This is a genomic window from Paenibacillus sp. FSL R7-0128, from assembly GCF_038002245.1.
GTDB lineage: Bacteria > Bacillota > Bacilli > Paenibacillales > Paenibacillaceae > Paenibacillus_AQ > Paenibacillus_AQ silagei.
The window spans coordinates 5,237,623-5,251,336 of sequence record NZ_JBBOCD010000001.1; the positions used below are offsets into that span (position 1 = coordinate 5,237,623).

At 56.4% G+C, this 13,714-nt stretch carries 10 protein-coding genes; 5 read left to right on the forward strand and 5 right to left on the reverse strand.

Annotated elements, in window-relative coordinates; genetic code table 11:
• Positions 1–98 precede the first annotated feature (98 nt).
• Positions 99–1,004, forward strand: a complete 906-nt coding sequence (locus NST26_RS22220) for an AraC family transcriptional regulator (RefSeq protein ID WP_339249701.1) — start codon at positions 99–101, stop codon at positions 1,002–1,004.
• Between the two features lie 207 nt (positions 1,005–1,211).
• On the opposite strand, the gene NST26_RS22225 is transcribed toward NST26_RS22220, so the two are convergent.
• Positions 1,212–1,865, reverse strand: a complete 654-nt coding sequence (locus tag NST26_RS22225) for a GntR family transcriptional regulator (RefSeq protein WP_036731680.1) — start codon at positions 1,863–1,865, stop codon at positions 1,212–1,214.
• A gap of 227 nt (positions 1,866–2,092) precedes the next feature.
• Here NST26_RS22225 and uxuA point away from each other — a divergent pair, with 227 nt between their 5' ends.
• Together uxuA and NST26_RS22235 are read left to right on the forward strand one after the other, a co-directional pair.
• Positions 2,093–3,169: a mannonate dehydratase gene (gene uxuA, locus NST26_RS22230; RefSeq protein WP_339310590.1), complete on the forward strand. Its 1,077-nt coding sequence runs from the start codon at positions 2,093–2,095 to the stop codon at positions 3,167–3,169.
• A complete protein-coding gene (locus tag NST26_RS22235; RefSeq protein WP_339249707.1) occupies positions 3,169–4,785 on the forward strand; it encodes a mannitol dehydrogenase family protein in 1,617 nt (538 codons plus the stop codon). The genes uxuA and NST26_RS22235 overlap by 1 nt, the downstream gene beginning before the upstream one ends.
• A gap of 540 nt (positions 4,786–5,325) precedes the next feature.
• Here NST26_RS22235 and NST26_RS22240 read toward each other — a convergent pair.
• The 3 genes from NST26_RS22240 to NST26_RS22250 are packed head-to-tail and all read right to left on the reverse strand — an operon-like array spanning position 5,326 to position 9,688.
• Positions 5,326–6,912, reverse strand: coding sequence for a glycoside hydrolase family 43 protein (locus NST26_RS22240; protein WP_340951299.1), 1,587 nt, complete (start codon positions 6,910–6,912; stop codon positions 5,326–5,328).
• Positions 6,909–8,888, reverse strand: a complete 1,980-nt coding sequence (locus NST26_RS22245) for a YjhG/YagF family D-xylonate dehydratase (protein WP_445323336.1) — start codon at positions 8,886–8,888, stop codon at positions 6,909–6,911. The genes NST26_RS22240 and NST26_RS22245 overlap by 4 nt, the downstream gene beginning before the upstream one ends.
• A 41-nt stretch (positions 8,889–8,929) precedes the next feature.
• On the reverse strand, positions 8,930–9,688 hold the full coding sequence (locus NST26_RS22250; RefSeq protein WP_340951297.1) for an IclR family transcriptional regulator: 759 nt from the start codon (positions 9,686–9,688) through the stop codon (positions 8,930–8,932).
• A 96-nt stretch (positions 9,689–9,784) separates the two neighbouring features.
• On the opposite strand from NST26_RS22250, the gene NST26_RS22255 reads away from it, so the two are divergent.
• A complete protein-coding gene (locus NST26_RS22255; RefSeq protein WP_340951296.1) occupies positions 9,785–10,699 on the forward strand; it encodes a dihydrodipicolinate synthase family protein in 915 nt (304 codons plus the stop codon).
• 301 nt (positions 10,700–11,000) lie between these two features.
• Entirely contained in the window at positions 11,001–12,029 is a 1,029-nt protein-coding gene (locus NST26_RS22260) for a CdaR family transcriptional regulator (protein ID WP_339310595.1), read from the forward strand.
• Positions 12,030–12,544: 515 nt separating this feature from the next.
• Here NST26_RS22260 and NST26_RS22265 read toward each other — a convergent pair.
• Positions 12,545–13,690 (reverse strand): glycerate kinase, encoded by a 1,146-nt coding sequence (locus NST26_RS22265; protein ID WP_339310598.1) that lies wholly within the window; start codon positions 13,688–13,690, stop codon positions 12,545–12,547.
• Positions 13,691–13,714 lie beyond the last annotated feature (24 nt).

Below are 13,714 nucleotides of genomic sequence, written 5' to 3' on the forward strand. Positions count from 1 at the left end.
ATCACGCTAATATTTACCCAAATCAAGCAGAATCCTGTATACTAATAACAAGTGTACATCCCTATCAAGAGAACGCAAAGTATCAGGGGGCGATCCTATTGGTTGCAGCTTTTGAACCGCCGGTCCCGGGGCAAAGCCTTAGTGAAACTATCATCCCGGATGTGAAAACCACGCTCAACCTGTTCGGCATGCATCTGCGCAAGGTGAGCGGGGAATGGGATTATCCGCAGCACGCCCATCCCCAATATGAATTCAATTATGTGCTTGAAGGAGAGCAGCTGCTCACCGTCAACAACCACAGCTACCTTCAGCACGCCGGGGATCTGGTCCTCTTGAGGCCGGGCGACATCCACTCCAGCCGCAGCGGAAACGGCGGGGCCTTCACCTATTTCTGCATCCATTTCGATATTGATGACAAGCTGTTCATTTCACTTCTCAGCCGGTTGAATCATGTATTATTCACCTCAGAGAGCAATGTTGCCCACAGATTAGGACCGCTCCTCAGCAGGCTGGTGGAGATTTCCACCTCCGGCTCCGGCAGCATCACGATCTCCCAGCGCATGAGGCTGCAGTCTGCCGTCTTCGAGCTGTTCGCCCAGCTCTGGGAGGTCTTCTCCCTGGAGGCTGACAATTCCTCCCCGGGCACTTATGAGCGGATCGAGCTGGCCCACCAGATCCGCAGCCGTCTCCAGGGGCTGGTCTATCAGCAGTTCAAGCACGAGGTGCCCTATGACAGCCATTATGGCGTTGACGACATCGCCGCTGAGCTGGGGATCAGCCCCTCGCACTGCTACCGGGTCTTCCGCCAGGTATTCGGCCTCTCCCCCCGCGTCTACCTGTCGGAGCAGATGCTGCATGAAGCCAAGGTGCTGCTGGATGACCACAGCCTGAGCGTCAGCCAGATCTCCGGCTTGCTCGGCTACCGCGATATCGCCCATTTCAGCAGACAGTTCAAGCGCTGGAGCGGCCAGTCGCCGCGGGAATACCGCGAGGGCAGGAGCTAGGCAGAGCGCGGAGCCTGTACAGCTGTATATCAAGTAGAAGCGGCTTCGCCGTCCTTTTAAAGGACGGTACCGTTTCAGCGAGAAATAGAAGGATAAGTTATCGTGTGCAACATATAAGTTCTTATATTTTTAGTAAAAGCCTGCCTTCATCGTTGATGAGGGCGGGCTTTTTGCGCTATTGCGGGCGGGGCTTGCTGAAGGCCAGCCCTATTTTTTGATATACGTGGCGAAATGCTCCTGGAGGTTCTTGGAGTCGATATCCGCCCGCAGATGGTGGTGCAGCAGCTCGTCGATCCCGGCGGTGTCCCCCTGCACGATATAATCCAGCAGCTGCTGGTGCTCCTGCCGGATGGCGGCCAGCTTCTCATCCTTCAGCATGTGCAGCTTCCGGTAGCGGATATAGTGCACATTGAACTGCTGGAGCACACCCCACAGGAATTCGCGCCCAGCCAGGCCGAACATGGTGCGGTGGAACTGGTCATCAAGCTGCAGGAACACCTCTGCTCCCTCCGCCTGCTCAATACACTTCTGCTGCTGCGCAAGGTTGTCCCTCAGCTCATGCAGCCCTTTAAGCGGGATATTCCCGGCCAGCGATTTCATAATCTCCTTCTCCAGCACATTGCGCAGGTAGATAATCTGTTCCACGGACTCCAGGTCTATGAAGGATACGAGATTGCCTTTTTTGGGATAAATATCGACGTATTGCTCCAGGGACAGCTGCTTCAGCACATCACGGATCGGCGTCCGCGACAGCTGGAAGCGCTCGGACAGAGCCGTCTCACTGATCATCGCCCCCGGCTTCAGCTCAAGGGAGAGAATCTCCTGCTTGAGGTAGGCCATTATTTCTTTTTTGGAAGTCATGGGATAGACCAACTTTCTGTTCGGGATTGTTCTTCCCCCCATTATATAGAAAAGGGATATGAATTTCATTGACAAAGATGAACGCATATTCTATGATCATTACGAATCCTATCTTGTATACAAGATCATGTCACATGTAACGCTGGTTCTGTAAGGTCAATTGTCACAAGGCTTCGAATGGTTATCATTTGTATTTATGCTTATCTTACTTAAGGAGGAAAATGACAATGAATATGACTTGGAGATGGTACGGCGAGGGCAATGACAACATCACTCTTGACCACATCCGTCAAATCCCGGGCGTTATGGGCATCGTCTGGTCACTGCACCACAAGGTGGCCGGTGAGGTCTGGGAGATGGAAGACATCCAGAAGGTTGCCGATCAGATTACAGCCAAGGGCTTCAGCACAGCAGTTGTTGAAAGCGTCAACGTTCATGATGATATCAAAATCGGACTGCCGTCCCGCGACAAATACATTGACATCTATATCGATACGATCCGCAAGCTCGCCAAGGTTGGCGTCAAGGTCATCTGCTACAACTTCATGCCGGTGTTCGACTGGACCCGTACCGAGCTGTACAAGGAGCTGCCGGACGGCTCGAACGCCCTCTTTTATGAAAAGGCTGCCATTACTGATAATCCGCGCGAGATGGTAGACCGCATCCTGAAGGGTGCCGGACAATTCACGATGCCTGGCTGGGAGCCGGAGCGGCTGGCCAAGCTGGATGAGCTGTTCGCGGCCTATGCTGACGTTACCGAAGATAAGCTGTTCAACAACCTGAAATATTTCCTGGAGCGCATCATTCCGGTGTGTGAAGAAGTGGATATCCGCATGGCGATTCACCCGGATGATCCGGCCTGGCCGATCTTCGGACTGCCGCGCATTATCCGCAGCCGCGATACGATCCGCCGCTTCCTGGACATGGTGGACAGCCCGTATAACGGCCTGACCTTCTGCACCGGCTCTCTCGGCACCAACCCGGAGAATGATCTTCCAGCGATGATCCGCGAGTTCCACGACCGGATTTATTTTGCCCATATCCGTAATGTGAAGGTGTTCGAGAACGGCGACTTCATTGAGGTATCCCACCGGGGCCGTGATGGCAGCGTAGATGTTGCGGAGGTTGTTAAGGCGTATCATGAGAGCGGCTTCACCGGTTATGTGCGTCCCGACCATGGCAGACATCTCTGGGGCGAGGAAAAGAACTGCCGTCCGGGGTATGGCCTCTACGACAGAGCGATGGGCATCATGTATCTGCTCGGCGTATGGGACAGCCTGGAGAATGTCAAGGGGGCCAAGTAATGCTGAGTCTGAGCAGAAGCAGCATCGCGGACCGGGAAGCCTGGGAAGCCGCAGGGGTAGAGCTGCCGCAGTTCGATTTCGCAGCGGTAGCGCAGAATACGTTAGAGAAGCCGGAGTGGGTTCACTTCGGGGCGGGGAATATTTTCAGAGGCTTCGTGGCGAATGCGCACCAGAAGCTGCTGGACAGCGGCAAGGCCGATACCGGCATCATCGCCGCCGAGACCTTCGACTTCGAGATGATTGACAAGGTCTATAAGCCTTACGATAATCTGACCCTGCTGGTGCTGATGAATGCAGCCGGCGACTTCCAGAAGCGGATCGTCAGCAGCATTGTCGAAGGCATCACCGCAGATAAGACGAGGGAAGCGGACTACAGCCGCCTGACTGAGATTTTCGAGAATCCCAGTCTGCAGATGGCGAGCTTCACGATTACAGAGAAGGGATATTCCCTGACCGGTCCTGATGGGCAGTACCTTGGCATTGTGCAGAAGGACATCGCCGGCGGGCCGGAGCATCCGGTTCATGCCATGAGCATCGTGGCTTCCTTCGCCTACAAGCGTTACCTGAAGGGCCAGTACCCGATGACCTTCGTCAGCATGGACAATTGCTCGCATAACGGCGACAAGCTGAAGAACGGCATGGTTACTATCGCCAAGGAATGGGCCGCCAAAGGTCTTGTAGAGGAAGGGTTCGTGGCTTACCTGGAGGATGAGCAGAAGATCACCTTCCCGCTGTCCATGATCGACAAAATCACCCCGCGCCCGTCCGAATCCGTCCAGGCAGCATTGCTGGAACAGGGAATCGGCGGCATGGATGTGATCGTCACCTCCAAGAACACGTACACTGCTCCCTTCGTTAACGCGGAGATCAGCGAGTATCTGGTCATTGAGGATAAGTTCACGAACGGACGTCCGGCGCTTGAAGAAGCCGGTATTATCTTCACGGACCGCGACACGGTTAACAACGTGGAGACGATGAAGGTAACCACCTGCCTCAACCCGCTGCATACGGCGCTGGCGGTAACCGGCTGTCTGCTCGGCTATACGCTCATTGCCGATGAGATGAAGGACGCCACGCTTCGCAAGCTCGTGGAGACCATCGGCTACAAGGAAGGCCTGCCGGTTGTGGTTGATCCCGGCATCCTGAGTCCGAAGCAATTCCTGGACGAGGTGCTGCAGGAACGGTTCGCCAACCCGTTCATCCCTGACACTCCGCAGCGGATTGCTACGGATACTTCACAGAAGGTCGGCATTCGCTTCGGCGAGACGATCAAGTCGTATATCCTGCGCGGGGATCTCGACCCTAGGGAGTTGACCGCTATACCGCTAGCGATTGCCGCCTGGTGCCGCTATCTGCTCGGCGTGAACGATGAAGGCGCTGCGTTCACACTCAGTTCCGATCCGCTGCTGGAATCGCTGCAAGCGCGGCTTGCAGGAATTACGCTGGGCGCGGATGCTGCGAAGGCCGCTGGCGTGCGCGCGGTGCTGGAGGACCAGGCCATCTTCGGCGTGGACCTGTACGCCGCCGGACTCGGCGGGACGATCGAGGGCATGTTCACCGAGATGCTGGCTGGTCCGGGCGCGGTAAGAGCTACGCTGGAGAAGTATACAGCCTGAGTGTGGGCGGGTGTGCGCGAACATAAGTAGAAAGGCTAGGCTCTCCTTGAAAAAGGAGGGCCTAGCCTTTCTTGTATGGTGAGCGTTGTAAGGATGTCGGTGGCAGGGTGATAATGTATAAACCGGTCTGCTTAGCTGAGTGTTGCGTTTCTGCTGCACCAAATCACACTAGACTGCGGAAGTTGGCCCGCGCTGGCGGTGGAAGCGGAGGCACTCTGCTCTTCATTTACTCACTTTGCCCGCTTCCGGAGGATTCAGGGGCACTTGTGCTCCTCATTTACTTGTTTAGCCAACTTTTCAGGGATTCAGGGGCACTTTTGCCCCTCATTTGCTCGTTTAGCCAACTTTTCAGGGATTCAGGGGCACTTATGCTCCTCATTAACTCAGTTGGCGCGCATCTGGATAAATCAGTGAGATTTATCCCTTTCAATTACTCCCGTCGGCCGCTTTCGGCGGAATCAGTGGGATTTTTCCCTTTCAGCCTTAGTCTCATGGAGTCTCATGGGAGCATCCTTTTCGATGCTCCAGGTATAGGCCGCCCTACTCCTGCTCCAGATACTCAAAGTAATCAAAATCCGCCGGATGCAGCGTGCCGCTGAGGTCCTGGGCGCATATACCGATGAAAGTTCCGGTAAAACGGATATAGGCCGGGAAGTCATCGGACAGATGATAGATTTCCAGGGCCGGGCCGATCTGCTCCCAAGTGGATTCGCTAACCTTGTAATAGAACTGGGCGAACTCGCCGTCGATGATGATCTTAAGCGACACGCTTACTCCGGCAGGCAACGGAATCTCAGGTGTCAGGGTGTCTTCATAGACCCCGTCCTTGGAGCGGATGAGTCCCAGGGTTCGGCCACCGAGGACTTCATCGTGCGTGATCCGCAGATAGAGGTAATCCTTCGTGTCGTAATAGACGATCAGGCCGGCCATCTGCTGGAAATGCTCCGGCTCAAAGTCGACCGAGGTCTCGGCGCTGCAGCGGAAGGCCTGCTGGCGCAGGGCGACCAGGCTCTGGCGGTGCATGGAGCTCATCGACTCCCTGCCATTCAGGCGCAGATAGCCCGGACGCTCCTGAAGCGAGAGCCAGGATTCATCAGCCGGCACGCGGAGCGTGCTCCAGCGGACATCCAGCTGCGGAGCCTCGAAGTCGTCACGCGGAGCGGCTGCGGCAAAAGGATGCGCCGGAAGATCCGGTCCCTCCACCGTTAGCGCCGGAGTGTTCCCGCCCCCGGACAGGGCCAGCCAGCCGTCGGCGGTGAATTCGACGCGCTGAATCGCAGTCTCCCGGCCCAGATTACAGTACTTGTCCTTGACCGGACGGCCGCACAGATGGACCATGTACCATTCACCGGTCTGGGTCTCGACCAGGCTGGCATGGCCCGCTTTTTGCAGCGCCAGTTCAGGGTGGCCTGCCGAGGTCAGCAGCGGATTAACCGGAGCGGTCTCGTAAGGGCCTTCAATCTGCTTTGCGCGGGCTACGGTCACCGCATGATCATACTGCGTACCGCCCTCAGCCGTAATCAGATAATACCAGCCGTCCTTCCGGTATAGATGCGGACCTTCGGTCAGCGCCAGCTCCGTTCCCTTGTAGATGTTAGTAGCCGGTCCGACCAGGCGCTGCTCTTCCACCGAATATTCCTGGAGCATAATACCGGCGAAGCTGTTGCGGCCGGTGCGGTGATCCCACAGCATATTGACCAGCCATTTGCGCCCGTCTTCATCATGGAACAGCGAGGGGTCGAAGCCGCTGCTGTTCAGGTACACAGGCTCTGACCAGGGGCCTTCGATATTCTCCGCAGTCACCAGATAGTTAGGTGTATCCTTGAAGGCACCCTGGCGGCTTTTGACATCGGTATAGATCAGATAAAAGAGTCCATTGTCGTACGTGAGGCAAGGTGCCCAGATGCCGCCCGAATCGGGGTCCCCTTCCATATTGAGCTGCGAGCTGCGGGTCAGCGCATACGTAAGCGGCTGCCAGTTCACCAGATCGCGTGAATGATGAATCCGCACGCCGGGGAACCATTCAAAGGTTGAAGTAGCAATGTAGTAGTCATCTCCAGCCCGGCAGATCGACGGGTCCGGATGAAATCCGCGCAGAATCGGATTATGAATCAGATTTCGGCTCATAGTTTCTCCTCCAATGCTTGCCGTCCTGCTTCCAGTAAGGCAATGATTTTGTCAGTGTCGTAAATGCAGCCCTTCCAGGTTCCGCCGCTGGCCGCCTGCAAAGCAGCCCACAGCCGGGTGTCCTCCGGCAGACCCGGGTCTACCGCCAGGCCCGGATGCGGTGTCCGCGAAGCCAGAATCAGCGTTCCCGCTTCCTTGGTCAGCGGCTCATCCCCTTCTCCGACCAGATTCACGCTTCCTTCCAGGTTCACGGTATCGATCCGCACCTCCACCCAGTCATTATCGCGCAGCTTGCCAAGCGGGCCGCCAGCCAGTGCTTCCGGCCCCATATGGCCGATGCAGGCGCCGGTGGAAACGCCGGAGAAGCGGGCATCCGTGATCAGGGTGACATATTTGCCGTAAGGCAGATGCTTGAGCGCCGAGGTGAGCTGATAAGTCTCCTCCATCCCCGTTCCACTCGGTCCGCGGCCGATAACGGCCAGAATATCCCCGGCATGAACCATACCCAGCTTGATACTGCGGATGGCGGCTCTCTCTGTGGTGAACACCTTCACTCGTCCGGTATGGCGATAGACACCCTCGCTGTCCAGAACGGCAGGATCGATCGCGGCCGATTTGATGACCGCTCCTTCCGGGCAGAGATTCCCGACCGGGAACGTCATGGTGGACGCCATGCCCTGGCGCTTGGCCTCCTCCGGGCTCATGATCACGGAATCCGGGTCTACACCGTCTGCTTCCAGCAGCCGCTGCCGCAGCTCCGTCCGGCGCTGCGAGCTCTCCCACCAGTCCAGATTCTCGCCCAGTGTCCGTCCGGTCACCGTCAGCACGGACTCGTCAATCAGCCCCAGCTTCCGCAGATGCAGCATAACTTCAGGGACTCCACCGGCGAGGAATACCCGGATGGTCGGATGCGGCACGGGACCGTTCGGCAGCACGCTGACGAGACGCGGCACCATCCGGTTCACCCGGTTCCAGTCCTCGACGGTCGGAACCTTCAGCCCGGCGGCATGGGCGATGGCCGGCAGATGCAGCAGCAGATTCGTTGAACCGCCGAAGGCAGCGTGCAGCACCATCGCATTCTGGATCGACTGATCTGTCAGAATGTCGCTCATAACGATTCCGTTCTGATCCAGATGCTGAAGGGCCCGGGCCGACTGGCGGCCGATATTCTTCCAAATCGGCTGCCCCGAAGGAGACAGGGCCGAATGCGGCAGTGCCATACCCAATGCCTCTGCAATGACCTGGGCGGTTGCGGCGGTGCCGAGGAATTGACAGCCGCCGCCCGGCGTCGCGCAGGCCCGGCAGCCAAGATCCGCCGCTTCTTCGAGGGACAACTCTCCGTTACTATACCGTGCCCCGATACTCTGTACCTTACCTGCGTCTTCCCCCTCCACCGGCGGAAGGGTTACACCGCCGGGGACGATAACTCCGGGCAGCTTATGCATACCGGCAAGAGCCAGCAGCATGGCGGGCAGGCCTTTGTCGCAGGTAGCTACGCCAAGCACACCCTTGCGGGTAGGGAGTGAACGAATCAGCCGCCGCAGCACGATGGCCGCATCATTGCGGTAAGGCAAGGAATCGAACATGCCTGTGGTTCCCTGAGAACGGCCGTCACAGGGATCACTGACATAACCGGCGAACGGAATTCCCTCATTCGCGGTAAGCTCCTCCGCAATCTCTTCCATCATCACGCCGATCTCCCAGTGACCGGTATGGTATCCGAGCGCCAGCGGAGTGCCGTCCTCACGCCGGATGCCGCCCATCGTTCCGAGAATCAGGTACTGGGGCCGGTTCAGCAGCAACGGATTCCAGCCCATCCCGGCATTCTGTGTCATCCCAAAAATCTCTCCGCTCGGCGCATTCCGCAGCACCTCCCCGGTGATCGGCAGCTGGCCTGCCGGACCTTCAGCAGCGGTATGTACCGGAACAGCTTCGATGATGTCTTCCTTCATAATCTCTTGTACGGTCAATTTCATATGAATCCCTTCTCTCCCTCAGAATGAATATGCCCAGATGTCTATGACAACGAGAGCTTCGCCGCAAGCAGGGTTACCTCCCGGACCGCAGCCTCCTGCTTCGCGGTGAAGGCATGCTGAAGCATCGAAGTACTGACAGCGGCAACAGCCTTGCCTGAGGCATCCAGTACCGGTGCAGCGGCGCAGCTGATGCCTTGGATAATCTCTTCGCGGTCCAAAGCATAGCCAGTTCTGCGAATATCGGCCAAGGCCGCTGTGAATTCAGCCCAATCCGTCAGCGTATGTGAGGTGACTGCGGATAAGCTTTTGCCGGAATAACGCCGTTCCAGTTCTCCCTCCGGCAGCAGCGCCAGCATCATCTTGCCCATCGCCGTCGCATGTGCCGGAAACCGCATCCCGGGGCTGGACTCCAGCCTTACCAGGGATTGCCCCTCCTGCTTGGCCAAATAAATAATCTCATCGCGGTCCAGCACCGACAGCTGAAAGGTCTCCCCCACCGCCCCGACACTCTGCACCGACTCTGCCAGAAACCGCTCTACCAGATTCATATTCTGCTTAAGCGAATCATTATAGACGGTATTATAATAGGAGATCCCGGCGCCAAGCACATACCTCTCGCCCGCATCCTTCACCACCCACCCCAGAGTCTCCATTGTGCGCAGCAGCGAGAACATCGAGCTTTTGTTAATGCCGGTCTCCTCACAGAGGTCTGTCATTTTGAGCGCTCCGGTCTGTCTTGAGATGGCCTTAAGAATCAGATCAGCCCGTTCCAATGCCGGAACCCAGTACTTCTGGTCCACACCTTCATTCCCCTCTCATAAATCCATTGATTAAGCCTTCCAAGTTCACTATAATAATCATATGTTTATAATACCAAACCAGGAGGCAAAAATAAAATGAAACTTAGCCACCCGAATGCAGGTGTCATTCCTCCCGTTCCGACCATTCTGGATTCCGCCGGAAAATTCGACCGTGACGGAATGAAGCTGCTGATCGACAGCCTGATCGCCAAAGGGGTTCACGGTCTGTTTTTCCTTGGAACGGCCGGAGAATTCACCCTGTTCACCGCAGAGCAGCGTGAGGAGATCGCAGAGCTATGCCTGGAGTATACGAATGGCCGTCTTCCGGCCTGGATCGGCACCGGCAGCAATACCGTTGCTGAGACCCTCCGGCTCTCCCGGCATGCCGCTGAGCATGGAGCTACCGGCATCGTCATTATGAATCCGTATTACTACAAGCTGAGCGGGGACGCCCTGTTCGCGCATTATGCCGCTGTGCTGGAAGCGGTCGATTTACCGCTCATGCTGTACAACTTCCCGGCCATGACAGGCCAGGATCTGACTCCGGCCTTCGTGGCCCGTCTGGCCGCACATTATCCGAATGTACTCGGCATCAAGGATACCGTGGATCAGCTTAGCCATATCCGCCAGATGATCATGCAGGTTAAGGCGGTTAGTCCGGACTTCTCCGTCTTTTGCGGCTTCGACGAATATTTGCTGCCCACGCTGGCTGCCGGAGGAGACGGAGCGATCGCTGCCAGTGCGAACTTCGCTCCAGAGCTGATGCTCGGCGTGTATGACAGCTTCAAGCAGGGGGACTTAGCCGGAGTGCTGTCCTTCCAGCAGCGGCTGATTGAGATTCCGGCGCTGTATGCCATCGATGACCCGTTCATCGCTTCGATCAAGGAAGCCGTCCGCTTGTCCGGCGTACCGGTATCCACCTTCAGTCTGGCTTCGCCTGGTATATGGAGTGCGGAGCATGAAGAGAAGCTGAAGCTGATTTTCAGCCGGGCGGGTATTGCCCAAGGGTAAGCGAAATTTATAGCACCTACTCATCCATTCTTATTTTTCACAATCACCCCTTCTATTAAGGTCAGCCCGTATTGGGGCTGGCTTTTTTTGGTGCTGGGCGGTGCTTTGTGCTTTTCCTAGTGCGGCTGCTTCTTGTGCACGGTTCCTTGTAAGGTGCCTAGTGAGGCTTCTTGCAAGGCTCTTAGTGAGGTTCCTCCTTTCTTCGCGGTGAAGGTTGGTCTATAATTTTGTTCAGATGCACAATGAGTGAAGTAGAGGCAATATTGGCGGTTACCCGCTCAAGACGAGGAGGGCGTTCCGGTTGTTTCAGCTATCGGAGAAGCAGGCGCAGGAGATTGTAGACAAGATGATGATGGACATCCCTTATAACATCAACATCATGAATCATGAGGGGATCATCATCGGCAGCGGACATAAGGCAAGGGTCGGCACCGTTCATCAGGGGGCTGTCGAGGCGCTGTCCACCGGGCAGAGGGTCGAAGTCATGGAGGACGGGCGATATGAGAAAAAGGGCACCAACGAACCGATTGTCATCGGCAACACCCGCGTAGGTGTAATCGGAATCTCCGGCAGCCCGGAAGAGGTCCGGCCCTTCTGCAATATCGTGAGAACCACGGTATCGCTGCTCATTGAACAAAGAAATACGCTGGAGCATCTGGCCAGCGAAGCCAGTCGCAAGAAGGCTCTGCTGGAGATGCTTCTTGACCATCAGGGAGCGTACTCCCAGAAACTGCGAAAAGAAGCCGCAGCCTATCAGATCGATCTTCTGCTGAAGACCACCGTGCTCTATCTCAAGCATGTGCAGCCGGAGCTGGATGAGGCGAAGCTTCTGTTCCTTCACCCGTCCTTCCAGCTCGACGGGGATACATGGGTAATCCTAGTCCAGAACCGGCCGGACTGCAGCCGACTGATCGGGGAGCTGATGCATAATCAGCCGCAGCTCCTGCTGGCCTCAAGCCGGCTGGAGACCAGCATCGCGGAGGGCTACCGCCAAGCCAAAGCTGCTCTCGGCGTTCTTCTGGCGCTCCGCCCTGCTGCGCAATCGATCCGCTACGAGGATGCGGAATTCCTGGTGAAGCTCAGTCAGGCGAAGCTGTCAGACAAGCCCGGCACGGTGATCAAGCTGGAGGATACCGCCGATCTGCTGGAGACGCTCCGCAGCTTCATCAATCACAATTGCAGCGTCTCGCAGACGGCTGAGCAGCTGAACATCCACCGCAATACACTGCAATACCGCCTGAAGCGGATCGAGAGCATCACCGGCAAGGACCCGAGGAACTTGCTGCAGCTCTTCGAGCTTACGCATGAGCTGCTGGCGTTGTATAAGTAGATACTATAAAAGAAGCACTTGCTATTAGAACTCAAAGCCTGGCGGTAGAAATCCAAACACAAAGGCGGTCGCTAACGCTCCTCCAGTTGCAAATTTCCCCTCCGCTTCTTTTTGCTTTTTGTTAATTTCTTAAGTGCTTCTTCTATAAGCTAAAATTTCAACACGATCATAGGTGGATTAAGTACATCTAATTTCCGGCTAAATGACAAGCTGGGGAGTTTATTGGAAAAAAGGCATTTAGTTCAGCCCAGCCCCCCACCGAACGCAGGTTTCCGGGTGAACAAATGTACTTTTTCCATCTAAAATACCCCAATGTACGGATTAGCGAGAATTAAATGCCCTTTTTCCACTTCTTACATGGGAGTAAGGTTGCGGTACCCCGTCAATAAAAGCAATTGCCCCGGAGGATCATATCCACTGGGGCAATTCTATGCAACGCAACTATTAGCTACATTCCAATATTCACTTACCTCTGCTATTCACTAGGTTCCGCTGCTCCATTCACTTAACTAATCTTACTGCCCGCTAAGCTTCAGCAGCCTGGCGATATTCTCGCAGGTCCGCTCGACATTGGCGGGGCCGTCAGCCAGCAGCTTCTCCAGGCTCGAAGCGCCGGGAACGATGCCGAAGACGGCGTCGATCCCTTCGGCGTAGAGCGTCTCGATTCCCTCGCCGATATAACCGGCCAGGGCGATGACTTTTTTGCCGCTGGCTTTGGCGGTGCGGGCTACGCCGTACGGCGTTTTGCCGAATTTGGTCTGGAAGTCAATCCCGCCTTCTCCGGTGAAGACGAAGTCCGCCTGCTCCAGCTTCTGCTGAAGCCCTGTGTATTCAATCACGATCTCGATTCCCTTCTGCAGCGTGGCCTGCGTAAAGATCATCAGACCCGCGCCCAATCCCCCCGCTGCACCGGCTCCGGGAAGGTCGCGGACATCCTTGTGAAGCTGCTGCTTCACCACCGCCGCATAATGGGCCAGATTGGCGTCAAGCTGCTGCACCATGTCGGGCGTGGCCCCTTTTTGCGGACCGAATACGGCTGAAGCCCCCTGCTCCCCGCAGAGCGGATTAGTCACATCACAGGCAACAATGAGCTGAACCTGCTGCAGTCTCGCATCTAGCCCGCTAACATCTACACTCGCCAGCCGTCCCAGGCTGCCGCCGCCGCGCGGAAGTAAGTCCCCCGCTTCATCCAGGAATCGGGCGCCAAGCGCTTCGGCCATTCCGGCACCACCGTCATTGGTGGCGCTGCCGCCGATGCCGATGATGATTTTGCGGATACCACGGTTCAGACATTCCAGAATCAGCTCGCCCGTGCCGTAGGTGGTGGTGATCAGCGGATTCCGCTCCGCCTTGTCCACTAGCTGAATGCCGCTGGCCGAAGCCATCTCGATTGCCGCCGTCTGGCCGTCGCCGAGAATGCCGAATTGTGCCGTCACCGGCTGTCCCAGCGGTCCTGCAACTTCCAGATAATGAATCTCTCCGCCGGATGCGTCGACAAGGGATTGTACGGTCCCCTCCCCGCCGTCCGCCATCGGAACATGGATGTAGGTTGCTTCAGGGTATATTTTGCGGAGTCCGGCCTCCATCGCTGTACATACTTCTTTCGCGGTCATGCTCTCCTTGAAGGAATCCGGCGCCAGTACAAAGGTTCTCTCTCTCATTTCCACACCTCATCTATAATATTG